Source organism: Nakamurella flava (assembly GCF_005298075.1).
GTDB lineage: Bacteria > Actinomycetota > Actinomycetes > Mycobacteriales > Nakamurellaceae > Nakamurella > Nakamurella flava.
The window spans coordinates 38,370-62,681 of sequence record NZ_SZZH01000004.1 but is presented as its reverse complement, the minus strand read 5'-3'; the positions used below and the strand labels follow the sequence as shown (position 1 = coordinate 62,681).

At 70.8% G+C, this 24,312-nt stretch carries 18 protein-coding genes; 8 read left to right on the top strand and 10 right to left on the bottom strand.

The window, feature by feature from the left end; translation table 11 throughout:
• The first annotated feature begins 5 nt into the window (after window positions 1-5).
• Window positions 6-287, top strand: a complete 282-nt coding sequence (locus FDO65_RS16115; RefSeq protein WP_137450761.1) for a DUF1490 family protein — start codon at window positions 6-8, stop codon at window positions 285-287.
• A gap of 4 nt (window positions 288-291) precedes the next feature.
• Window positions 292-2,571, top strand: coding sequence for a heavy metal translocating P-type ATPase (locus FDO65_RS16110; RefSeq protein WP_137450760.1), 2,280 nt, complete (start codon window positions 292-294; stop codon window positions 2,569-2,571).
• Here the strand turns inward: FDO65_RS16110 and FDO65_RS16105 are convergent.
• The 3 genes from FDO65_RS16105 to FDO65_RS16095 all read right to left on the bottom strand — a co-directional run bounded on the left by FDO65_RS16105 (window position 2,560) and on the right by FDO65_RS16095 (window position 6,671).
• On the bottom strand, window positions 2,560-2,880 hold the full coding sequence (locus FDO65_RS16105) for a putative quinol monooxygenase (protein WP_137450759.1): 321 nt from the start codon (window positions 2,878-2,880) through the stop codon (window positions 2,560-2,562). The two genes, FDO65_RS16110 and FDO65_RS16105, sit on opposite strands and share 12 nt — an antisense overlap.
• Window positions 2,881-2,939: 59 nt before the next feature.
• A complete protein-coding gene (locus FDO65_RS16100) occupies window positions 2,940-4,319 on the bottom strand; it encodes a glycoside hydrolase family 30 protein (protein ID WP_137450758.1) in 1,380 nt (459 codons plus the stop codon).
• Between the two features lie 240 nt (window positions 4,320-4,559).
• On the bottom strand, window positions 4,560-6,671 hold the full coding sequence (locus FDO65_RS16095; RefSeq protein WP_166442241.1) for an acyltransferase family protein: 2,112 nt from the start codon (window positions 6,669-6,671) through the stop codon (window positions 4,560-4,562).
• Between the two features lie 330 nt (window positions 6,672-7,001).
• On the opposite strand from FDO65_RS16095, the gene FDO65_RS16090 reads away from it, so the two are divergent.
• A complete protein-coding gene (locus FDO65_RS16090; protein ID WP_166442240.1) occupies window positions 7,002-8,081 on the top strand; it encodes a glycoside hydrolase family 26 protein in 1,080 nt (359 codons plus the stop codon).
• Window positions 8,082-8,111: 30 nt separating this feature from the next.
• Here FDO65_RS16090 and FDO65_RS16085 read toward each other — a convergent pair whose 3' ends face one another.
• From FDO65_RS16085 to FDO65_RS22245, 5 genes are all read right to left on the bottom strand, one after another.
• Window positions 8,112-9,998, bottom strand: a complete 1,887-nt coding sequence (locus FDO65_RS16085) for a glycosyltransferase family 2 protein (protein ID WP_137450755.1) — start codon at window positions 9,996-9,998, stop codon at window positions 8,112-8,114.
• An 80-nt stretch (window positions 9,999-10,078) separates the two neighbouring features.
• Window positions 10,079-11,500 carry a UDP-glucose dehydrogenase family protein gene (locus FDO65_RS16080; protein WP_137450754.1) on the bottom strand — a complete coding sequence of 474 codons (1,422 nt, stop codon included), beginning with the start codon at window positions 11,498-11,500 and terminating at the stop codon, window positions 10,079-10,081.
• Between the two features lie 57 nt (window positions 11,501-11,557).
• Entirely contained in the window at window positions 11,558-13,672 is a 2,115-nt protein-coding gene (locus FDO65_RS16075; protein ID WP_137450753.1) for an acyltransferase family protein, read from the bottom strand.
• Window positions 13,669-15,018, bottom strand: a complete 1,350-nt coding sequence (locus tag FDO65_RS16070; protein ID WP_205850104.1) for a glycosyltransferase — start codon at window positions 15,016-15,018, stop codon at window positions 13,669-13,671. Before FDO65_RS16070 ends, FDO65_RS16075 begins: the two co-directional genes overlap by 4 nt.
• A 210-nt stretch (window positions 15,019-15,228) precedes the next feature.
• A complete protein-coding gene (locus FDO65_RS22245; RefSeq protein WP_166442238.1) occupies window positions 15,229-15,387 on the bottom strand; it encodes a hypothetical protein in 159 nt (52 codons plus the stop codon).
• A 545-nt stretch (window positions 15,388-15,932) separates the two neighbouring features.
• On the opposite strand from FDO65_RS22245, the gene mdoH reads away from it, so the two are divergent.
• On the top strand, window positions 15,933-18,509 hold the full coding sequence (mdoH, locus tag FDO65_RS16065; protein ID WP_137450751.1) for a glucans biosynthesis glucosyltransferase MdoH: 2,577 nt from the start codon (window positions 15,933-15,935) through the stop codon (window positions 18,507-18,509).
• 95 nt (window positions 18,510-18,604) lie between these two features.
• Window positions 18,605-19,972, top strand: coding sequence for a glucoamylase family protein (locus tag FDO65_RS16060; protein ID WP_137450750.1), 1,368 nt, complete (start codon window positions 18,605-18,607; stop codon window positions 19,970-19,972).
• A gap of 5 nt (window positions 19,973-19,977) precedes the next feature.
• Here FDO65_RS16060 and FDO65_RS16055 read toward each other — a convergent pair whose 3' ends face one another.
• Complete coding sequence (locus tag FDO65_RS16055; RefSeq protein ID WP_137450749.1) at window positions 19,978-20,334, bottom strand: nuclear transport factor 2 family protein; 357 nt, start codon at window positions 20,332-20,334, stop codon at window positions 19,978-19,980.
• Window positions 20,335-20,404: 70 nt separating this feature from the next.
• On the opposite strand from FDO65_RS16055, the gene FDO65_RS16050 reads away from it, so the two are divergent.
• A complete protein-coding gene (locus tag FDO65_RS16050) occupies window positions 20,405-21,295 on the top strand; it encodes a LysR family transcriptional regulator (RefSeq protein ID WP_137450748.1) in 891 nt (296 codons plus the stop codon).
• Window positions 21,296-21,361: 66 nt separating this feature from the next.
• A complete protein-coding gene (gene pgm / locus FDO65_RS16045; protein WP_137450747.1) occupies window positions 21,362-23,023 on the top strand; it encodes a phosphoglucomutase (alpha-D-glucose-1,6-bisphosphate-dependent) in 1,662 nt (553 codons plus the stop codon).
• Window positions 23,024-23,110: 87 nt separating this feature from the next.
• On the opposite strand, the gene FDO65_RS16040 is transcribed toward pgm, so the two are convergent.
• Complete coding sequence (locus tag FDO65_RS16040) at window positions 23,111-23,728, bottom strand: LysE family translocator (RefSeq protein ID WP_137450746.1); 618 nt, start codon at window positions 23,726-23,728, stop codon at window positions 23,111-23,113.
• Between the two features lie 127 nt (window positions 23,729-23,855).
• Between FDO65_RS16040 and FDO65_RS16035 the strand changes: the two genes are divergently transcribed.
• A complete protein-coding gene (locus FDO65_RS16035) occupies window positions 23,856-24,308 on the top strand; it encodes an Lrp/AsnC family transcriptional regulator (RefSeq protein ID WP_137450745.1) in 453 nt (150 codons plus the stop codon).
• The last annotated feature ends 4 nt before the right edge of the window (window positions 24,309-24,312 follow it).

The following is a 24,312-nucleotide window of genomic DNA, read 5'->3' as shown; positions in this document are numbered from 1 at the left end:
TCGGCGTGGTAGCCGGACATCTGCTAGCGCGAGCCGCCACCCTGGTGGTCACCGGCGTCGCCGGTGCCGCCGTCTTCGACCGGCTCAAGGCCGCGTCGACCGGCCGGGCCGTCCGTCGTGGGGCCGTGGCCGTGACCGCCGCCGCGATGGCCGGCAAGCGCAAGGTCGAGACGGGCGCGGAGAACCTGCGGCTGTCCGCCGGCGACATCGCCGCCGAGGCCCGCGAGAAGATCGGCGAAGAGGCGCGGCCGCCGGCCGCGGACGCCGGTCACGACCACGATCACTGACCTGATGAGCGCCGACGTCCCGGATCTGCACGTCGTCTCCGAAGCGGCCGGGCGGCTCCGGCTCCGCGTTCCCGAGCTACGAGGGTCGACGGCTCGCGCCGTCGCCGTCGAGGACGCGGTGGACGCGGTCGTCGGGGTGCGTGCCGTGCACGCCTACCCCCGCACCGGTGCCGTCGTGGTCTGGTTCCGGCCCGGCCGGCTCGACCGGGGCGCCACGCTCGCCGCCGTCGCCTCTGCCCTGCAGACGCCGGCCCGCCAGGCCGTCGCCCGGGCGCCCCGCTCGGCCGACGTCACCGCCGGTGATCTGACGCGCATCGTCGTCGGCGGGGTCGCGCTCCTGCTGCTCGGAGGCCGTCGGTACATCCTGCGTCGCCCGCCCGTGCTGGGACCCACCGGTCGCCTGGTGGCCAGCGGCGTCACGATCTTCACCGGCTACCCGTTCCTCCGGGGAGCGATCGCCGCGCTGCGCGGTCGCCGGACGGCGGGGACCGACGCCCTGGTGTCCGCGGCCACCGTCGCCTCCCTGGTGCTCCGCGAGAACGTGGTCGCGCTGACCGTGTTGTGGCTGCTCAACATCGGCGAGTACCTGCAGGACCTCACCGTCCGGCGGACCCGCCGCGCCATCGCCGATCTGCTCAGCGGGACGGCCGACTCGATCTGGGTGCGCATCGAGGTCACCGACGCCGACAACTCTGAGGGCTCCGCCCACGTCGAGGAGCAGGTCGACGTGTCCTCCCTGGTGGTGGGGGACGAGATCGTGTTGCACGACCACGTGGCCTCACCGGTCGACGGTGTGGTCGTCGAGGGCAGCGGGGTGCTGGACCAGTCGGCCCTGACCGGTGAGAGCCTGCCGGTCGCCGTCGAGGTCGGGGCGAAGATCTCCGCCGGCAGCGTGCTGCTGCGGGGCCGGCTCGTCGTCCGGGCCGACGCCGTCGGCTCGGACACCGCCCTGGGCCGGATCATCGCCCGGGTCGAGACGGCCGAGCAGGACCGCGCCCCGATCCAGACCGTGGCCGAGAAGTTCTCCCGCCGGTTCGTCCCGCTGTCGTTCGCGCTGTCCGCGGCGACGCTCCTGGTGACGCGGGACGTCCGCCGGGCCATGACGATGCTGCTGGTCGCCTGCCCGTGTGCGGTGGGTCTGTCGACCCCGACCGCGATCAGCGCGGCCATCGGCAACGGCGCCCGCCGGGGCATCCTCATCAAGGGTGGCTCCCACCTGGAGCAGGCGGCCCGGGTCGACGCGGTCGTGTTCGACAAGACCGGCACGCTCACCACCGGGCGTCCGGTGGTCACCAACGTGGTCGCCCTCGACAAGGCGTGGGAACCGGAGCAGGTCCTCGCCTACGCGGCGAGCTCCGAGATCCACTCCCGACATCCGTTGGCCCAGGCCGTAATTCGGTCGACCACCGAACGGCACATCGTGATCCCGCCCCACGAGGAGTGCGAGGTGCTGCTGGGTCTGGGCATGCGCACCCAGGCCGACGGCCGCACGATGCTGCTCGGCAGCATCGAGTTCATGCGGGAGCAGAAGGTCCGCATCTCGGCCAAGGCGAAGTCCTGGGTCGAGCGGCTCCGCGAGGACACCGAGATCCCGCTGCTGCTGGCCGTCGACCACAAGCTCGTCGGCCTGGTCAGCCTGCGGGACACCGTCCGCGCCGAGGCGCCGGCCGTCCTGCAGGCCTTGCGCGCCAACGGGGTTCGGCGCATCGTCATGCTCACCGGCGACCATCCGCAGACCGCGGAGAAGGTCGCCGCCGAACTCGGGATCGACGAGTGGCGGGCCCAGGTCCGGCCGGAGGACAAGCAGGACGTCATCCGGGACCTGCAGGAGCAGGGCCACACCGTCGCGATGGTCGGCGACGGCACGAACGACGCCCCGGCCCTCGCCCTGGCCGACATCGGCATCGCCATGGGGGTTGCCGGGACCGACGTCGCCGTCGAGACCGCCGACGTCGCCCTCGCCGGTGACGATCTGCGGCGGCTGGTCGACCTGTTCGAGCTGGCCCGCCGCACCCTGGGCGTCATCCGGCAGAACTACGGCCTGTCCATTGCCGTCAACGCCGTCGGGCTCTCGGTCAGCGCGGGCGGCGCGTTGACCCCGGTGCTGGCCGCGATCCTGCACAACCTGTCGTCGGTCGCGGTGGTCGGCAACTCCTCCCGGATCACCCGGCACGCCCTGCCCCGGGCGGCCGTCGATCCCGGCGAGGCCGTGGTCGCCGCGATCAAGCCGGCGCCGGTGGTGACCGTGCCCATGGAGCACGTCCCGGCCGGATCAACCGGCTGAGCTCCAGGCGGCCTCGGCGGCCGGGTCGACGACGTCGAACTTCTGCGACGAGCGGGGGACGGCCATCATGTCGGCCACGGTGTCACGCCACCGCTCGTAGTGCGCGGTCTCCTTGTGCGCGACGGTGGCCGCCACGTCGCGGTACACCTCGACGAGGGTGACGTGCTCCGGGACCGACTGGTCCTGGAGCACGTCGAACCGCAGGATCCCGGGCTCGGCCCGGGAGTTCGTGGCGTTGACGACGGTGGCGGCGAGGAAGTCCTCGAGACACTCGGGCTTGACCTGGACGGTCACCAGTACGACCAGCATCGGCCCAGTCTGGCACCCGGGTCCCGGTGACGGGTGGGTGGACCGGCGGCCGGACGGGGTCAGGGAATGGTGACCGTGGCCAGGCTGCGGGCCGGGATCGTCACCTGCAGGGTGCGGTCCCCGTCCTGCAGGTTCACGGTGCGGGCCCGGCCGTCCTGCGAGTAGAGGACGACAACCCGCTGGCCGCCGGGGTTGTCGAAGGCGACGGCGGTGACGGTGTCCCGTCCGCTGCGGTCGGCGTCGAAGCGGACCGCGCCAGGATCGACGTAGCGGCTCAGGTGCCCCAGGGTGTAGTACTCGGCGTTGCGGGTGATGGCCGCGGTCCGGCTGTCCACCGTCACCACGCCCGAGCAGGTCGAGCAGCCGCCCCGGTGCGGGCCATTGTCCTCATCCAGCGCCAGATTCCAGGTGACCACGGAGGACGACCCGGCCGCGATCGAGTCGATGACCAGGTTCCGGGCGTGCCAGCCCAGGGTGTCCGAGAAGCGTTTCGCGGCACTGTCCCCGGCTGCTGCGGAGCCGGAGCATTCGGTGACCATCAGCATGGGCGTCGCGTCCGCGAACGCGCGCATGTCGGACGGCTGCCCGGCGTAACAGTGGAACGCCAGCCCGGCCAGGTGCGGGGCCGCCGAACTGGCCAGCAGGGTGCGGACCATGTCGTCGCCGGTGCGCCAGTTGTGGTCGTAGCCCAGCAGGCGGGTCGGCAGCCCCTGGGCCGAAAGGGCCGGCGCCAGTGCGGTGATCAGCCGGATCTGCTGCCAGGCGGTCATGGGCATGCCGGGGTAGTCCGGTGGCGAGTACATCGGCTCGTTCTGGAGGGTCAGGTAGTCCAATGGCACCCCGGCGTCTCGGTAGGCGCCGACCGTCCGGACCAGGTAGTCCACGTAGGCCTGCTCGTAGGCCGTCCCGGTGCGCAGCCGGCCGCCGACGAGCGAATCCCCCGCCTTCATCCACGCCGGTGCGCTCCAGGGCGTGCCGATGATGGTGAGACGGCCGGAGATCTGCCGCGCCTGCCGGACCAACGGGAGCACGGTGGTGCCGTCCCGGCCGAGCGAGAAGTGGTCCAGGGCGAAGTCCCGCCGACCGATGGGGATGTCGTCGTAGGTGAAGTGACTGCCGGACACGAACTCCGAGCCGCCGAGGGGTTGCCGGAGCAGGCTGAGGCCGAGACCGTCGGTGGGGGAGAACAACTCGGTCAGCAGTGCGGTCCGCTGGGTCGCCGGGAGGGTTCGAAGGGCGGCGGCCGAGGACTCCGTCAGCGACGCGCCGAACCCGACTATCGTCTGGCGAGGCCGGTCCGGGTGCAGGATGACGACGACATCGGCCGCGGTGCCCGGGGTGACGACCCGGACGGGGGTCGACGCGAAGATCCGACCGCCGTCCGCGCTGGTAACGACGGCCGCCGCGACCGATGCCGGGGTGCTGGGAAGCAGCGTCATGGTGATCGCTCCGACAACCGGCAGAACCCAGCGGCGGGCCGCCCGTGACAGACCGCCGCGGAGCCACGAACTACTAAGCGTAACATCCACTGACTGAATGTAACTGTCAGTGGTCGGTGCTGGGTATCGCTTATCCCGGTGGCGTCGTCCGGGAACGACGGCCGGAGCCGTCCAGCGGGTAGCTGGACGGCCCCGTGCGGTGCCGACGGCGATGAGGGACGACCTCCGTCGTGGGTCGGGTCAGAGCGCCGGCAGGACCGCCGCGAGCAGCGGCGCCACCTGGCGGGCGTAGACGGTGGAGACGTGACTGTTGTCGCGGTAGACCAGCGCGTTGCCCAGGACGGCCGGGCAGTCGGTCGGCCCGCAGAACCAGGCGGTGGGGTCGACGACCGTGACACCGGCTCGTTGTGCCGCCGCCGTTGTCGCCGCCCGTCGTTGCGGGTCGCTCTGCCCGGCGTCGACGCTGAAAGCGCAGGACTGGGCGTCGGAGAGGTGGGCCGCCAGGCACTTGGGGATGTCCTTCCGGGGGAAGGGCGTGTCCGCGATCATGACGATCGTCGCCCCGGTGCTCTGCAACCGGGCGAGGGTGGTGTCTACCCCGGTCGACCAGCGAGCGGCGAAGTCGCCCTCCCGCTCGGAGAAGATCGCGGCGGACACCACGATCATCGCCGGTCGCTCGGCGGCCACCCGCTCCCACACCTTGGTCCGCCAGTCGTAGCACTCGGTGTAGTCCCGCTGCAGCTGGTTGTTGACCAGCTGGACGTCGTACAACGGGCAGGCGCCCTTGGTGAGGTTGATGAGCCGCCAGTCCCGGGTCGGAGCGATCTCCTGCAGCGCCGGCAGCCACTGATGCGCGTGGGAGTCGCCGAGCAGCATGACCGTCCGCGAGCCGTTCTCGGTCCCCCCGGAGACACAGGTCCCGGTGCCGTTCTCGCTCAGCTCGGGCGAGACGATGCGTGCGTGGCAGCTCTGGCCGTCGGCGGCCGCGAGATCGGGGGCGTCGCGGCCGGCGTCGTCGAGCGAGGGCGAGAGATTCCCCGGCACCGGCCCGGTGGCCGCCACGGACAGGACATCCACCCGCCCGCTGTCGACGGCGACGACGGCCGCCTGACGGCTGGGGTCGCCGGTCGCCGGACCAAGGGTCTGCAGCACCGACAGGGCCAGTACGACACTGAGTCCCACGCACCCCGCGCCCAGCAGTAGCCCGGAACGTGGGCGGCGGACGAACACCAGACGCGAACGGAAGGGGGTTTCGATGGCGGAGAAGGTGGCCGCGGCCAGGGTCAGGGTCACCGCCGCCAGCAGCAGTCCCTCCTGCACGGTGAGGTCCCGGCCGAGCAGGGTCGCGCAAAGGACCAGCGGGCCCCAGTGCCACAGGTACCAGCCGTAGGACCAGCGGCCGATGGCCGTCATCGGCCGGGTGCCCAGGGCGAATCGCTGCACGGCGTGGTCGCCGGTCAGCCCGCCCGCCAGCACGGCGGCGGTGCCGAGGACGGGCAGCAGAGCCGCTGCCCCCGGGAAGACGGTGGCCTCGGAGTACTGCGTCGCGGCAAGACCGACCAGGCCGAGGCCGGCCAGGGCCAGCAGGCCGTTCTGCAGGCTCCCCCGCCGGGCCAGCCAGGGCGCAGCCAGGGCCACGAGGCCGCCGACGGCCAGCTCCCACGCGCGGGTCGGCAGCAGGAAGTAGGACTGGGCCGGGGCCTTCACCATCTGGTCGAGGGTCCAGACGAACGAGCCGGCCGCCACCAGGCCCACCAGACCGGCGAGCGCCAGCTGCTGAGCGCCGGGCGTCCGGAGACGCCGGGCGACCAGCACGAAACCGACGAGCAACAGGGCCGGCCACAGCAGGTAGAACTGCTCCTCCACGCCGAGCGACCAGAAATGGTTGAACGGCGACGGGTCCTGGTTCGCCTGGTAGTCCACACCCTTCATGGCGAGGTTCACGTTCATGGCGAACAGGGCGGTCCAGAGCGCGTCCAACGCCACAGTGCGGGTCTCCAGCACCGACGCCGCGGCCTGGTAAACGAGCAGCATGGCCACGATGACGACCGTGGCCAGGGGTAGCAGGCGGCGGGCCCGCCGGGCGTAGAAGGCGCCGAGCCGAATCCGTCCGTGAGCCTGCAGCTCGGTCAGCAGATGACCGGTGATGAGGTAGCCGCTGATCACGAAGAAGACGTCCACTCCGACGAACCCCCCGGGGATCCCGGGGACACCCGCGTGGAACAGCACGACCAGCAGGACCGCGACGGCTCGCAGTCCTTCGATGTCCGGCCGATGACGCCGGAGCGTCGCCAGCGGGGTCCGCGCGTCGGGTGCGACGGTCGAGGGTCGGGTCGGGGCGAGAGCGGTCATCGGAAGCCGCCCGCAGGGGCTGGTCCTCGGGTCGGGTACGAAACCACGGCCCACCTCCAGGAGTTCGGGGTGGCGGGCCCGTTCGGCGGTCGGCACCGGTGACGTGCCCGCGGGCCCGCGACGATGCGAGAACAGTGTGTGGAATTGGTGCAAATCCACCCATCGGTGGTTCCAGGACAATTGGATCATTCACCAGGTGGGCTCGGTACCCACCCGGTGTATGGGTTCGGTCACACGCTGGTGGAAAACACGGCGCAACCGGGTGAGGCAATTCCGTAGCGTGACGACAAATGGGACCGGTCGGCAATTCGGCATGTCACCATGGAATGCATGCCGACTCCGCAACCCCCCTGGACCGACCACGCCGACGCGGCGCCGCCGGTCGCGGCCACCGCGTCTCGGGGCCTGGGGCGCCGGGTCGTGCTGCGGGCCGCCGGTCTCGGTGCTGCCGGGGTGCTGATCGGTGCCGGCCTGAGCACCGACTCCGTCGCGCGGGGCGGGCGAAACCTGCTGAGCCGCGCCGACTGGGGCGCCTATGCATCACGAGAACCATTCCCTGACTGTAACTCTCACTTCACCCTCGAGCGCATGATCGGCACCCGGTTCCCACGTATGTCGTGGTTCTCCACCTGGGGCGTGAGCTGGCCGGGCACCGGCGGCGAGCAGGCGGCAGCCGGCGGTTACGACGTGCTCATCGCGTGGCAGCCCACCACGGACGGGCGCACGCCGATCCGCTTCACCGACCTGGTCGCCGGTCGACACGACGAGTATCTCGAGCGCTTCTACACGCGGGCGGCCAATCACCCCGGAAAGGTCGTCGTGCGTTTCGCGCACGAGCCGAACGGGACCGGTTACCCCTGGTCGGTGGATTTCCGCGGCACGACCGGTAAATGCGTGGAATCGACCGACGAATACGTCGCCGGCTGGCGTTACGTCGTCGATTTCTACCGGCGACTTCTGCCCCGTCTGCCGCGTCGCAACATCTCGTTCTGCTGGTGCATCACGACCCGCGACCGCGGGACGGCGACGGCCGAGCAGTACTTCCCCGGCAATGACGTGGTGGATGTGCTGGCGATGGATGTCTACAACGGCTACGGCGGCTACTGGGCCTCGCCCCGGAGTCTGCTCGCCGCTCCCTACGCCCGGCTGACCGCGTTGGGTGGCGACCAACCGATCTGGATCACCGAGCTCGGCTGCCGGGAGCCCAGCAAGACCGAGAACTCCGGCGTGCGACCGGACAAGTCCAAGAGCAAGGCGCAGTGGATGCAGCAGCTGTTCGACCTGACCGACTACCCGCGGATCGAGGCGGTCTACTTCTTCCACGCGGAGCGGGCCCACGACTGGCGGCTCAATTCCTCGCCCGAAGCCCTGGCCGTCTGCCGTTCGGCGCTGGCCGGGCGGTACCGCTAGGTACCACCCGGCCGTCTGGAGTTCGCTCGCTCAGCCGGTCTCGGCGACCAGCGGTGGCCGGCCGGCCCGTAGCTGCCCGGGCTCAGCCGTCGGGACGTCCTCGACGGCACCGACCGGAACCGCACCCGCGGCGTCGGCCGTGCGGGGGGTGACGGTCCAGTGCCGTTCGCCCATCACGTGTTTGATCTGCGCGACGCGCCCGATGAGGTTCTTGTACTCCTGGTACACCACCAGGTTGACGAGCAGGAAACTCCACCACCACCAGCGGTGGCGGCGGATCTGCCGATCGCCGACCTGACGGGCGAACAGCAGTTGTACCGGGCCGCAGGCCAGCACCGCCCCGGTGAGGGCCAGCAGGACCGGTGAGGCCATTGTCAGTCCGCCGTCGCGCCACCACATGAACAGCAGCAGGGACCAGATCAGGGGAGTCACCCACATGTACAGCTCCCGCCACACCAGCAGCTGGGCCAGGCCCAGCCGCTGCCGGAACGACAACCCGGACCGGCCGGTGACCGCTTCGGCGTTGTAGCGGCTCACCTCGTACCAGCCCTGGGCCCAGCGGATGCGCTGCTTCCACAGTGCCGGCAACGACGTCGGCGCCAATTCCCGACTGATCAGCCCGCGGTCGTTGACGACCCGGTAGCCGGACCGCAGGGCGCGGACGGAGGAGTCGATGTCCTCGGTCAGCCGGTCGCCCCGCATCCGGATCTGCCGCAGTACGTCGGTGCGCCAGAACCCGTTCGACCCACCGAAGATGCCGAAGCCGTGCATCCGCTGGCGGCCGATGTGCCCGACCGCATAGATCTGCTCGAACTCCACGGCCACCATGCGGGCGACAGCCGACTCGGACCCGTTGCGCACCACGCAGTGTCCCTGCACGACGTCGGCCCCGTCGTTGATCCATGCCCACGCGCGTTCGAAGGCATCGGGCATCGGGTGGTGGTCGGCATCGAAGACTCCGACGAACTCGCCCGTGGTGTGGGCCAGGGCGGCGTTGACGTTCTGGGCCTTGGAGGTGCTCGGCTCCACCCGCAGCAGGGTCAGCCGGGGGTCGGCCAGCGCGATCCGGGCCAACTCGCTCTCAACCGGCAACGGCCGGTCGGTGTTGTAGGCCAGCAGGATCTGCAGAGGCCCGCGGTAGCGCAGACCGCGGAAGGCGGTCAAGGTCTCGACGATCGTCTCCGCCTCGTTCGGCAGGTACGCGGCGATGACGGCGGTGGCTGCCGGTGGGGTCGCTGCGTCGCCCGGTGGTGTGCACCGGCGCAGTGCCACGAAGCCCTCGGCGAATTGCAGACCCACCGTCAGCACGATGGCCGACACCGCCGCCCAGTACAGCGCGGTCGAGACGTCCAGCCCCAAGCGGTACGTCGTGATCATCAGCGCGAGCGGCGCCGCGACGCAGGCGAGGAGGCTCAGCGCGATCTGCCACCGGGTCATCGTCGTGCTGGGACGACGCGGGGCGCCGAGGGGTCCGTCCCCGGCCAGCACCGGGCGGGCCACCAGGTCGTTGTGGGACAGCGACTCGGCGGCGGCGTGCTGGGCCGCTGCGACCGCGGTGACCATCGGCCGGTCGGACAGGTCGGACCAGCCGACCCCGACGTGCAACCGGACGGGGGTGCCGTCCGGACCCGTGAGATCGGCGGCCGCGACCGCGCGGGCGGCAGCCTGCAGTACCCGCCGGACACCCCGGGGGTCCGCGTCGGGCAGGTCCACCGTGATCGAGAAGGCGTCCGCGGTGACGGTTCCCGTGCCGCCCACCGACTCGACGACCAGACGGGCGGCCGCGGCGGTCAGCTCGGGGACCGCGGCGTCGGCGTCGTCACCGACCGGGGTCAGCGGCGAGTGGGCCCGGGCGCCCCGTACCACCAGCACCCCGACCGCCGCCGTCGGCCGGCGGGACCAGGTCGGATCGGGCACTGACAGCCCACCGGGGTGCCCGCCCGCTGTCGGTGGCCCCAGGTCCGTCCCGCTGCCCCCGACCGTGACGGTCGACGACATCAGCGGGGACTCCCACCGGACACGGTCAGCAGATCGCCCGCGGGCCGCCCCAGTCCGAGACCCGTGATGGTCCAGCCGACCGCCCGCCAGGCGGCCGGGTCGGACAGGCAGTTGCGACCGTCGACCAGTCGGCGGTGCGCGACCAGCTCGCCCAGGGCGACCGGGTCGGCATCGCGGAACTCCGGCCACTCGGTGAGAACTAGGACGACGTCGGCGTTCTCGACGGCCTCCGTGGTCGAGCTGACGTAGTGCAGGGCCGGGAAGTAGTGCCGGGCCGCGTCCATCGCCTCGGGGTCGAAGACCTGCACCTGGGCACCCCGCAGGTGCAGCGCGGCGGCCACGTTCAGGGCAGGGGAGTCGCGGACGTCGTCGGTGTCGGGCTTGAACGCGGCCCCCAGCACGGCGATCCGGCGTCCGAGTACGGACCCGTCGCAGGCGGAAACGGCCAGGTCGATGACCCGTTGCCGCTGGAGCATGTTGATCTCGTCGACGTCGTGCAGCAACCGGACGATCGAATCGGCGCCGAGCTCGGTGGAGCGGTGCATCAGCGCGCGGATGTCCTTGGGAAGGCAGCCGCCGCCGAAGCCGAGTCCGGCGTTGAGGAAGCCGCGGCCGATCCGGGCGTCGACACCGATGGCGTCGGCCAGCCGCTTGACGTCCGCACCGGCGGCGTCGCACAGCTCGGAGACCGCGTTGATGAACGAGATCTTGGTGGCCAGGAACGCGTTCGCGCTGGTCTTGACCAGTTCGGCGGTCGGCAGGTCGCAGGTGATGTACTGCGCGCCCTCGGCGACCGGGGTTCCGTACACCTGCCGCATCACGGCGTCGGCCGCCGGGCTCGCCCCGCCGATGACCACCCGGTCGGGCCGCAGGGTGTCCTGGACGGCCCGACCCTCACGGAGGAATTCCGGGTTCCACAGCAGCTCGACCTGGAACGCCGGATCGGCCGTGACGGCCAGACGTTCCTGCAGCCGCCGGGCGGTGCCGACCGGGACGGTCGACTTGCCGACGACGATCGCGTCCTTGGTCAGGTTGCGGGCGATTGCATCGAGAGCCGCGTCGACGTAGGTCATGTCGGCCGCGTTGCTGCCCCTTCGCTGCGGGGTGCCGACGCACAGGAAGTGCACGTCGGCCGCGCCGATGGCCTCGGCGAAATCGTCGGTGAAGCGCAGCCGGCCGGACTCCACGTGGGTCGAGAGCAGTTCCGGCAGGCCGGGTTCGAAGAACGGCACCTTGCCGTTCTGCAGGGCGGCGATCTTGGCTGCGTCGACGTCGACGCCGATGACGGTGAATCCCAGCTCCGCCATCGCCGCGGCGTGGGTGGCACCCAGGTACCCGGTGCCCACCACCGACAGCACGGGCCGGGCGCCGGGTGAGCGGTGGTCAGGGGCGTCGATGGTGGTCGAATCGGTGTCGGACATCGGAGGACTCCTCGGGGGGTCGGACGAGATGGGGTCGACCACGGTGTCGAGAGGGGATCAGGGAGAAGGCAGCTGAGCGGCCAGCAGGGGGACCAGCGCACGCGAGTACGTCGCCGTCATGTGGCTGTTGTCGGAATAGAGCAGGTACTGACCGACGACGACGGGGCACCGCTCGGGCCCGCAGAACCACGGCTGCGGGTCGACGACGGTCGCGCCCGCCGCGGCGGCGGCCGTCGCCGTGCCGGCGCGGCGCTCCGGGTCGCTCATCGCCTCGGACACGGTCAGTCCGCAGGATTCGGCGATGTCGGTCGGGTTCTGGGCGACGCACTTCGGCACGTCCTTACGCGGGTACGGGATGTCCTCGAGCACCACCGTGGGGACACCGGCGGCAGTCAGCCGGCCGACGGTGCTCCCGACGCCTTCAACCCAGCGCTGGGCGAAGTCGCCCTCGCGCTCGGAGAAGATGGCGCCGGATGTGATGACCAGCGCGGGCTTCTCCTGCTCGATGCGCTCGAAGACCTTGGTGCGCCATTCGGTGCATTCGGTGTACTCGCGCTTGAGCTGGGTGTTGACCATGGTCACGTCGTAGAGCGAGCACCCGGACTTGGTCAGCGAGACCAGTCGCCACCCGCGGTCGACGGCGATCTCCCGCAGTGCCGGGATCCAGTGGTAGGCGTGCGAGTCGCCGGCGAGGACGACGGTGGTGTCGCCGTCCTCGGTGCCGCCGGCCACGCAGGACCCGCCGGGTTCGCTCGACAGATCGGCGGTCAGCAGGCCGACCATGCACGAGATGCCGTCCGCGGCGTTCAGATCCGGCTTGTCATCGGCGGCTTCGAGCAGGTCCGGTGTCAGGTTGGCCGGCAGGGCGGTGGTCGCCTGGCCGGCGACCACCGCGGACAGCACGTCGGCCGGCGCGGTGACGGTCGCGGCCTGGGCGCCCAGCCCCATCAGCCGGGGAGCGACGTAGGCGGCGCACGCGCCGGTCAGCGCGCTGATCAGGACGAGCACGAGTCCGAACCGCAGACTGCGCGCCGTGCTGGCCACCAGGGCCGGGTAGGTCCGCAGTGGCGTCTCCACGGCGATCGACGAACACATCGCCATCCACAGGGCGATGGCGACCAGGGCCAGCGCCTCGGGCAGTCGCAGGCTGCGCTGCAGGTACATCTCGCCGAGGATCAGGACCGGCCAGTGCCACAGGTACCACCCGTAGGACAGCCGGCCCAGTGCCTGTACCGGTGAACGGTCGAACAGCAGGCTTTCCACCCGGTGGGTCCGGGCCAGGCCGGCGACGATGACGACGGCGGTGCCGACGACGGGCAGCAGCGCGGCCGCCCCGGGGAAGGGCGTCGCCTCGGTGAACCACACCGCGGCCAGCGCGATCATGGCCAGACCGGTCCCGGCGACCGGGGCCGACTGCAGTGGGCCGATCCGGGCCAGCCACGGCGCGGCGATGGCGACCAGTGCGCCGACGCCGAGTTCCCAGGCGCGCGTGGTGGTCAGGAAGTACGCGTAGGTGGGTTCGGCCGCCGTCAGGTAGACCGAGTACCCCAGGGAACCCAGGACGATCACCACGATGAGACCGAAAGCCGCGGTACGGGCGGGGATTCGGCGCGTCCGCACGGCCAGGGTGACCACGGCCAGCAGCAGCAGCGGCCAGAACAGATAGAACTGCTCCTCGACCGCCAGCGACCAGAAGTGCTGCAGGGGCGAGGGGTCCTGGTTGGCCTGGTAGTCGACCCCGGTCAGCGCGAGGTGGATGTTGACGGCGAAGACCGCGGCCCAGAGGGCGTCGATACCGACCTGCCGGGCCTGCAGGGCCGACAGCAGCCACCAGGTGACCACGACGGTGGTGACGACCACCATCGAGGCAAGCGGCAGCAGCCGCCGGATGCGTCGGGCGTAGAAGGTGCCCAGGCCGATGCCCCGGCCGGCGAGCAGGCCGGGTAGCAGGTGGGTGGTGATGAGGTAGCCGCTGATGACGAAGAAGACGTCGACGCCCACGTAGCCGCCGGACAGGCCCGGCACCCCGGCGTGATACAGCACGACCAGCAGGACGGCGATGGCCCGCAGACCTTCGATGTCGGGGCGGAACTTGCGGTCGGCCGTCCCTGTGTCCGGCGCCGCGTGCCGGCCGCGAACGGCGGTGGCAGGCGGCGGCAGGAGCGCCGTCATGCCGCACCCACCACGGCCGGGACGGGAACGCCGACCGGGGCGGGACTCTCGGCCGTCGCCGCGGTGGCCGGCTTGTGCAGCCCGACCTCGACCCGCTGCCGGGTGCCCCAGGCGCGGGGCGCCGGCTGGGCCAGGGCCCGGTAGTAGAGCGGCAGCAGCAACGCCAGGTAGAGCACGCTGGTCAGCGGGCTGGTGAGCCAGGTCAGCAGACGCTGCCAGACCGGCTGCTCCCGTCGGGCGACGAGGACGTACCGCAGGTGGGCGACGTAGCCGATACCGACGGCGACCAGGACGGACCAGATCAGCAGGTCGACGGAGATCGCTCCGGATGCCGCGCCGAGAAGTCCGATGGTCATGGCGATCCCGTAGGCCAGGATGCCCAGGCACTGGGTCGCCGTGAACAGGAAGTCGGCCGACCGGATCGGCCGGCGGAGCAGCCACAGCGTCCCCCAGCACCAGGACCTCGCCCAGCGCATCCGTTGCCGGGCCAGGTGACTCAGGTTCTCCGGCAGCGCCGAGTACGCGATGGCCAGCGGCTGGAACTCCGTGCGCCCGCGCTCCTTGGCGAAGAACGTCAGCGCCCGGTCGTCGCCGGCGCGGACCGGCACCCCCATGAACCTCTGGTTGAGGAAGCGATCGAGGTTGGGGCGCACCACTTCCCCGCGATAGGCGGCCAGGATCCCGCAGTTGACCCGCACGGCACCGAAGTAGCCTTCGGCCACCCGGCCCTGCAGGAACGACATCACGAATCCGAGATCCAGTGCGCGGGTGAGGATGTTGCGGCCGACGTTCTGCCCGTAGGCCGTGCCCCCGACGCTCATCACCTCCGGACGGGAGAACGGGATGAGCATCAGGGCCAGCGCATCCTGCTGCAGGTAGGTGTCGGAGTCGGTGGTGACGAAGATGTCGGCGTCCGACTCGGCGAAAGCGACCGACTGCGCCTCCCGCTTGCCCTTGTTCTCCTGACGCCGACAGACGACATCGATACCGGCGGCCCGGGCCACGGCGATGGCTTCCCGGACGACCGGCTCCTCGAGGACGGGGAAGGGCACACCGTCCCGCTGTGACCCGTCGTCGACCAGCCAGAGCGCACGGGGCTTGCGATCCTGGCGGCTCATGGCGGTGACGCCCGCGGCCAGCAGGTCCGGGTCCTCGTTGTAGATGGGGACGACCACGTCGACCGTCAGAGCGTCCAGGTCGACGCCGGGCTGGGCCTTGTGGGGGACCGCGGCCAGTGAAGCCACCATCTTGAGGGCCAGATGGATGAACATGAGCGTGTAGCAGACGGCCAGATTGGTGAACTTCACCGCGTAACTGAGGTGGTTGATCAGCAACATGGTCATCATGCCCAATGAAATAATGGACACGAGAATGAAACCTGGTGTTCGTTTCATGGTGCTCCCATGGACGGTCACCCGGCCGAAAATGGGGGCGACGGTGGAACTGCCGGCGGGGCCCTGAAAATGCCGGGCCGCAAATGGTGGCGGCAGCGGGAATCGACCGGATAGATCCGAACCCACGAAGGGTAAGGAACGCCGGTGCAGGACGGCCGTTGTCTAGAGCGACCCGCCCTTGAAGATGCGGGAAAGTAGGACGGCGGCCGCGAAGACGGCGGCGATCAGCACGATCAGCAGCCCGTTGCCAAAGACGACGGATTGCAGTGCTTCGCCGAGAAGATCGATGACAGAGAGGTTTTCGCCGGTCTCATCGGACATGGGTGTTCCCTTGGGGGAAGTGTGGGCCCAGGGGGTCGGGCGACGGCGACGTCGGCTCACGTTCCTGGGAGGGCAGTCACCCGATTCGGGCCCGACGGTGGCCCCGAGGTGCTCGACGGCGAGCGGTCGGCAACGTTGCGTGGTGACTTCGGACAAACCGTACCGCATCCGAGTGACGCCGCAAGAGCATGTGAATGTGGTCCGAACCACGCGAGAACCGGCCCGATGTCACCGGTGGTGATCGCTCGATACGGTTCGCGTGAGATCCGTAGTGGCGCCCTTCACACCTGTTGCTTTCCGGCTTCTCCTTCGTAGTTGCAGACCCTATTGTCCGGAATGGCGGGCCTCGCCGGAGAGAAAACGCGTCCGTGGTGACCGGGAATGAATCCCGGTTGACCGACGCGCCCGTTCCGCCGCATTTCCGGCTCACTCACCATTCCCGCCCGGTCCGATCGACCCGATCCGACCGGGTGTCGCCTCGCTGCAGCGCCGCCGACGCGATCGCCGCCGCCGGTGGCCGGGGATCCCCTCAGGAAGGTGCTCACGTGTTGGCGCACTCCAACCCCGACAGCCCCCGGGCGACCGTTGACGTCACCGATCCAGACCCCGGTCCCGAGATCTCCCCCGTGCGTGATCCGGCCGGGGAGCGCACTGCACGGCGCCAGACCCTGCGCTATCTACGCGGGATCGGCCTGCACGGCCCGGCCGCGGACTCCGCGGTCCAGACCCTGCTCGACCGGGCCCGCTCGCAGCCCTTGCCGGAGGGTCACGGGTTGGTCGACGTCGTCCTGGAGATGGCTCGCAGCACCGTCGAGCGCTTCCTGCACGCCATGGACATCGACGGATCCGGGGCCACCCATCACTGGCTACCGCTCTTCCTGCGCGCCCATCCGGAGAGCTTCCCCGACGATCCCGCCGCGGCCCGCCGGTTCGCCGAGGCGTCCGTCGCGAACGCCGACCAGGTCTACCGCGACTTCGCCGACCAGGAGCTGCGGTCGTCCGGCATCCCGCGTTGGTTCGCACTCGTTGGGCCCGCGATCGCAGCCGGGGTCGTCGTGGCGGTCCTGGCGACTGGAACCGTCCCGGCCGGCGGAATATGGGAACCGTTGCGAGCGGTCGTGATCGGTGCCTGGGCTCTGCTGATCGGTGGGCTCACGGCGGTCGTGGTCGCCGGATCCATGATCGCAGTCCGCGGGTTCACGCTGGCTCCCAGCCTGTTTCGTGGCCGGCACGCCGCGGCGGAGGAGCCGCTGCCGTCGACCGTCGTCGTGATGCCCGTCTATCACGAGGACATCGGTCGGGTGGTGGCCGGTCTGATCGCGCTGTGGGAGGGGTTCAGGGACCATCCCGTGCTGCCGGACGTGGACTTCATGATCCTCAGCGACTCGCGGGACGACGACGCCGTCCGCCGTGAGATCCGGGTGGTCAGCTGGGCCCGCCACCGCGGTGCCCCGGGTATGCCCATCTACCACCGCCGACGATCGGGCAACAGTCACAAGAAGGCCGGCAACCTGGCGGAGTTCCTGGGCTCCACCGGTCGGCGGTACTCCTATGCGGTCCTGCTCGACGCCGACAGTGTCATGCGGCCGGAGACCGTGGTCGAGATGGTGCGCCGGATGCACGACGACCCGGAGCTCGGACTGCTGCAGGCCCCGCTCCAGTTGCACCACGCGACCACCTACTTCGCCCGGGCGCAGCAGTTCACCAGCGCGGTGGTCGGCCCGATGGCCACCCGTGGGCTCGCCCGGTGGTCGCAGGACACCGCCAATTTCTACGGTCACAACGCGGTCGTGCGGGTGTCGGCCTTCGTGGACAGCTGTGCGCTGCCCACTCTGTCCGGCCGGCCGCCGTTGGGTGGTCAGTTGCTCAGTCACGACTTCGTCGAGGCCGCCCTGTTGTGCCGGGCGGGATGGAAGGTGTGCATCGCGCCCGACCTCACCGGCAGCTGGGAGGAGGTCCCACCAACGCTCGGCGAGTTCGCCGCCCGCGATCGCCGGTGGTGTCAGGGCAATCTGCAGCACCTTCGGATCCTGTCGGCCGGTGGTCTGCGGATGTGGAGCCGGCTGCACCTGTTCCTCGGCTCCGCCGCCTACCTGGCCTCGCCGGCCCTGGTGCTGTTCTCGCTGCTCGGGCTGGCGCTGGCGGCCTGGCCGGGGGTCGAGACCGGTGCCGGCGGGACGGCCGGACCGACGGGTCTGCTCCTGACGGTGGCGGCCATGGCCGCCCTCCTGGTCATGCGGCTGCTCGCCTGGGTCACCGTCGTGACCACCGGTCAGGCCCGCCGCGACTTCGGCGGGGTCGGCCGGTTCACCGCCTCGGCCCTGCTCGACGCGGTCACCGCGGCTGTCCTCGGTCCGTTGCTGATGGTCCATCACACGGCCGCGGTGGTCGGCATCCTGTCGGGCCGGTCGTCCGGGTGGTCGGCCCAGCAGCGCACCGCGGGCGGCCATTCGGTCGGCGCCGTCGTCCGGGCCCAGCGGCTGCCGACGTTCCTCGGGGTGGCCACGCTGGCCTTCCTCGCCGCTGTCGTCCCCGCACTGATCTGGTGGATGGCGCCGCTGTGGATGCCGCTCATCGCCGCCGTCCCCCTCACCCTGTTGACCTCCAGCGAACGGGTCGGTCGAGGCCTGGGGCGGATCGGTCTGCTCACCGTGCCGACCGAGCGGACCATGGAACCGGTCCGCCGCCGCATCGCCGAGCTCACCGAACTGGTGCCCGCCGAGTTGCATCACTACCACCTGCGGGACGTGGTGCTGGACCCCATCGTGCTGTCCGATCACTGCCGGGCGCTGGCCGCCGCCGCGCCGACGGCCGGCCCGGAACGGGCCGACGACCGCGCGGTGGAGTTGCGGGAACGGGCCCTACGTCTGGGCCCTTCGGTGCTGACGCCCTGGGAGCGACGCGTCCTGCTCGATGACGCACCGAGTCTTCGCTGGCTGCACGACAGAGCCTGGCAGTACTGGGATCTGGATCCGGTCAAGCAGACCGCGCCGCAGCGGCCCGCCGGTCGTGAACGGGGCCCCGCCGCGGCGGCGGCCGGTGTCACGGAACCGGCCGCCGAGCAGGCGCCCACCCGACCGAACGGGCTCGTTCCCCTCGTCCCGAGGCCGGGCATCAGCTGACCGGGCCGGGTGAAAACCGGGGGCGACCCGTCCGAGGGATTCGCGCGACTAATCACGCAAAGTAGCGTTCCAACTACTGAGCGAGAGGGGCACGGATGCGGTCACGGGGTACGGCGGCGTCGGACACACCCGTCCTGAGCCGTCGACGCTTCGTGGTGCTCGGGGTCGGAGCCCTGGGGGTCGCCGCCACTGCTGCGATCACCTCCGCCGACAGCCGACGCGTCGACGGCGGGGCCCCCGGGGATCTCGACGCCGAGGCCCGCCCGCTGGTCTCGCAGGAGGTCGACAAGTCGATCCGCTGGCTGTGGGACTTCGCCAATCGCGATGCCGCGACGACGGGATTCGGTCTCGTCCGCGACCGGGACGACAGCGCCTGGGTCGCCTCCACCGCGGCGACCGGCTTCGCCCTGGCCGCCTACTGCATCGGGGTCGACCGCGGCGTCCTGGATCGCCGGGCGGTCGTCAAGCGTGTCCGGGGGGCACTGCGGACCATCGAGCAGACGGTGCCGCACCGGTCCGGGGCCGTCATGCATTTCGTCGTTCCGACCAGCGGTCTCGCCGCGCGGAACTCGGAGTACTCGACCATCGACACCGCGCTGCTGCTCAACGGGGCCGTCGTCGCGGCCGCGTACCTGGCCGACCCCGAGATCACCGAGCGGACCGATCGGCTGCTGCGGCGGGCCGACTGGCTGGCCTACCAGCGGATCACCACCGACGCCCGCTATCTGCGGATGGCGTGGTCGGACCGGACCCGGGCCTACGTCGGTACCTGGAACATGTCGGCCGAGCAACTCGTGCTGTACCTGCTGGTGGCCGGACATCCCGATGTCCCGCCGGAGATCGCTCGGGCGTTGTACGCCGGGTTCCGCCGACCGATCGGCGAGTACGGCGGACACCGCTGCGTCTACGAACCGGGCGGAACGCTGTTCACCTACCAGTACCCGCACGCCTTCTTCCCCTACCACCGTTACTGCGACGGCGACGGGGTCGACTGGGCGGCCAATGCGCGTTCGGCGACCCTGGCCAACCGTGCCTGGTGTGCCGACAACGCCGATCAGCACCCAGCTTTCGCGTCGGGTCTGTGGGGATCCTCGGCCAGTGACGGGCCCTTCGGCTACACCGTCAACGGGGCGTCTCCGTCAGCGGCAACACCGCGCAACGACGGCACCATCGCGCCGTACTCGCTGATGGGTGCGCTGATGACCACGCCGGCCGAGGCGGGCGAGGCGCTCCTGCGGCTCCGTCGGTCGTTCCCGGACGCCTGGGGACCCTACGGATTCGCTGACGCCGTCAACGTCGTGGACGGCCGCCCCTGGGTCGCCGCGAGTCGCCTGGGCATCGACAAGGGCCTGTCGGCGATCGCCGGTGCCGCAGCCCTGGGCAGCACACTGGTGCACGACAGCTTCGCGGCGCACCCGTGGATCGCGCGCGGCCGGGACGTCCTCGGGTACCGACTCGTCTGACTCTGTCACCCCAGCAACGGACGCGGGTCGAACGTCACCCGGATCCGGTCGATCCGGCCGTCGCCGCCGACGTGACTCCAGTTGACGGTCGGAATCGGATGGTGATCGTCGCGGCGCAGCTCGAACCAGGTGATGGCGTCGGGGCCGTCGACCCACCGTCGCACGACGTGGATGTCGTCGATCAGGTCGCGGACACCGCGAAGGCCGGCGAGACAGTCCTGCGGTCCCTGTGCCGCGCCCATCGCGCCGACGAAGTCGACATCCTCGGCCAGCACGGTCGACAGCCGGGCGAAGTCGCGGGTCTGCCAGGCGGCGAAGTAGGTCTCGACGGTGAGGGCGGTGCGTTCGTCGGAAGTGGTCATGGCTTCAGGCTGCCGGTGATCGGCTCATCAGTCCAAGACATGTACGCACTTGAAACCATAAGCTGTGGTGATGGAGATCCGGCAGCTGCAGTACCTTGTCGCCGTTGCGGACACCGGCACCTTCACCGCCGCCGCGGCCCGCGAACACGTCGCCCAGCCCGCCATCAGCGCCCAGATCGCCACGCTGGAAAGGGAAGTCGGCCAGCGGCTTTTCACTCGCACGGCGCGGGGCGCCGAGCCGACCGAGGCAGGTCGGGAACTGCTGACGCACGCCCGCGACATCCTGGACCGGCTGACCCGGGCCCGGGAGGCGATGAGCGAACTCGCCGGGGTGCTCCGCGGCCGCGTCACCGTCGGCACGATGCGGGGGGCGCCGCTCGGTCGGCTGGCCGACGTACTCGGACGTTTCCGCCGCAGTCACCAGGGGGTCGACCTGACCGTGCGGGAGGGCGAATCCGCCGCACTGCTCGACCAGCTCACCGCCGGGGCGGTCGATCTCGCCCTGGTCGGACTGTGGGGGCGGGCCCCCGCCGGGATCACGACCAGCACGGTGCTGGATTCTTCGGTCGGCGCCGTGGTCGCGGCGACCGACCCGTGGGCGGCCCGTCGGCAGGTCACGCTGGCCCAGGCCGCCGACCGTCCGATCGTCACTCTCGTTCCCGGAACCGGGGTCCGGACCGCGTTCGATGCCGCATGTCGTCAGCAGGGGCTGAGCCCGCGGGTCGGCTTCGAGGTCGGGACCGTCGGTGCGGCGATCGAGCTGGCCCGCGCCGGGCTGGGGGTGGCCGTCGTGCCGGCCGATCCGTCGCTGACGGTCGGGCCCGACGGGCGCGCTCTCGCCATCGTCCGCCCGGTCGTCCGCAGCCGACTGGCGCTGGCGTGGGCCGCCGACACCGTGACCCGCGGCCGTCCGGCCGCGCGGGCGCTGCTGGCCGCGGTGCGCCCGGACCGGACTGCTTGATCCCGACCGGGGCCCGTCATCTCGCCCCCGGATGCCCACCCGGCACGGGCGCGGTTGAATACCCACATGGATCCGCGCGCAGGACAGCCCGCCCAGCCTTCCGACCTCATCGACGTCGACGCTCTGCTGGCGGCGTACGAAGACCTCCACCCGAACGTCGAGAATCCGGACGAACGTGTCGTCTTCGGCACCTCGGGTCACCGCGGTTCCAGTCTGGACACCGCATTCAACCGGGACCACATCCTCGCCATCACCCAGGCCATCTGCGAGTACCGCGCGGAGCAGGGCACCGACGGGCCGCTGTTCCTCGGCGCCGACACCCATGCCCTCTCCGCACCGGCCACCGCCACCGCGCTGGAGGTGCTCGCGGCCAACGGGGTCACCGTCATGCTCGACTCCGGTGACGGGTACACCCCGACCCCGGCCGTGTCGCACGCCATCCTCAAGGCCAACCGCGGGCGCAATTCCCGGCTGGCCGACGGCATCGTCGTGACCCCCAGCCACAACCCGCCCCGGGACGGCGGTTTCAAGTACAACCCGCCGAACGGCGGCCCGGCCGACTCGGACGCCACCTCGGTGATCGCCGCCCGGGCCAACGACATCCTCGCCGGGGGACTGGCCGAGGTGAAGCGGGTCGACCACCGCACCGCGCTCAACGCCGACACCACGGGCTACTACGACTTCACCTCCGGCTACGTCGGGGACCTGGAGAACGTCCTGGACATCGACGCCATCCGTTCCGCCGGCGTCAAGATCGGGGCCGATCCACTGGGCGGGGCCTCGGTCGGCTACTGGGCGGCCATCGCCGAGCGGCTGCACCTTGACCTGACCGTCCTGAACGACAAGGTCGACCCGCAGTGGGGGTTCATGACCCTGGACTGGGACGGCAAGATCCGGATGGACTGTTCGTCGCCGAACGTCATGGCCTCCGTGGTCCAGCGGGTTCAAGCAAACGGTGCTGCGTCCGATTCCCGGTACCAGATCGCCACCGGTAACGACGCCGACGCCGACCGCCACGGCATCGTTACCCCGGACGCCGGGCTGATGAACCCCAATCACTACCTGGCCGTCGCGATCGACTACCTGTATCGCAACCGTCCCGAGTGGGGCGCGGACATGGGCGTGGGCAAGACGCTGGTGTCCTCGTCCATGATCGACCGGGTGGTCGGCAAGCTGGGCCGCCGGCTGGTCGAGGTGCCGGTCGGTTTCAAATGGTTCGTGCCCGGGCTCATCGACGGTTCCATCGGTTTCGGCGGCGAGGAGTCGGCCGGCGCCTCGTTCCTCCGCAAGCGCGGCACCGTCTGGACCACCGACAAGGACGGCATCCTGCTGGCCCTGCTGGCTTCGGAGATCCAGGCCGTGTCGGGCAAGTCCCCCAGCGAGCGGTACGCCGAACTGACCGCCGAGTTCGGCAATCCGGCCTACGCCCGGGTCGACGCCCCGGCCTCCAAGGCCGAGAAGGCCAAGCTGGCCAAGCTGGCCCCGGAGGACGTCAAGGCCGACACCCTGGCCGGCGAGAAGATCACCGACCGGCTGGTCGCGGCACCCGGCAACGGGGCGGCCATCGGTGGACTCAAGGTCACCACCGAGAGCGCCTGGTTCGCCGCCCGCCCGTCCGGCACCGAGGACGTGTACAAGATCTACGCCGAGTCGTTCCGCGGGCCGGAGCACCTGGCCCAGGTGCAGGCCGAGGCGCGCGAGGTGGTGTCGGCGGCGCTGTCCGGCTGACCCGGACCCTGGGGCGTGTCTCGCTGTCTCGGCGAGACACGCCCCACTCCGTCCGGTTCAGCCCCGGGTTTCGGGTCGACCGCGGTCTCAGCGCAGGAACTGTTCGACCAGCAGCACGACACCGATGGCGGTCATGGCCAGCCCGGAGACGACGGTCACCACGGTGGCCGCGGCCGGGCGGGTGCGGAGCACCAGCCTGGCGCCGGTGCCGACGCAGGTGTAGACGACGCCGCAGGTTGCGGTGTGGACAAGACCGAGCAGCGCGATCTGCGCGGCGATCGGCCAGGCCGAGGTCGACACCGTGAACTGGGGGAGCAGCGCCAGGAACAGCAGGAGGGCCTTGGGGTTGAGCCCGCTGATCCCGACCCCTTTGAGCAGCTGACGGGAACCGGACGACGTTCCGCTGCCCGGAGCGTCCACGGGGCCAGTCGGCCGGGCCAGGGTGGTGACGCCCAGCCACACCAGATAGGCGGCCCCCGCGACGGTCAACGCGGCCGACACCCGGGGAGCCCCGGCGAGCAGCGTCGCGATCCCGGCCGCGACCAGGCCGGTGATCAGGACGTAGCCGGTCAGCAGGCCGGCGATCGCCGGGAACACGGATCGATGCCGGAGCCCGGCGTTGATGGTGTACGCCCAGTCCGCCCCGGGGGTCAGGACGAGCAGTACCGAGACACCCCAGAACGCAGCGACCGCGCCGACCGGCATGGACGACCTCCCTTTCCACTGCTCCGACCCGGCGCGGAGCTCACGGTGGGAACGCTAGGCACATCAGCCGCAAATGTGCTTCCAACTTTCACCCTGAGCGAGGCTCGAAGTGGAAGGATCACGCACCGTGGACGCCATGGACAGGAAGATCCTTGCCGAGTTGCAGCAGGACGGACGTCTGACCCTGACCGAACTGGCCGAGCGGGTGCGGCTGAGCATGTCACCGTGTCATCGGCGACTGCGCGCCCTGGAACGGTCGGGAGTGATCAGCGCGTACCGGGCCCACCTGGACCCGGCGGCGGTCGGGCTGGGGTTCGAGGCGTTGGTGTTCGTCACCATGGCCACGTCGGTCCGCGACGTCCTCGACGCCTTCGAGGCCGCGGTCGCGCAGGTGCCCAGCGTGCTGCAGGCGCAACGGCTGTTCGGCGACCCCGACTACCTGCTCCGGGTCGTCGCCCACGACCTGCGGGCGTTCCAGGCGATCTACGACGACGACCTGATCACGCTGCCCGGGGTACAGAAGCTGAGTTCCACGCTGGTCATGAAGAGCGTCGTGATCGACCGGCCCCTGCCGCTCTGACGCC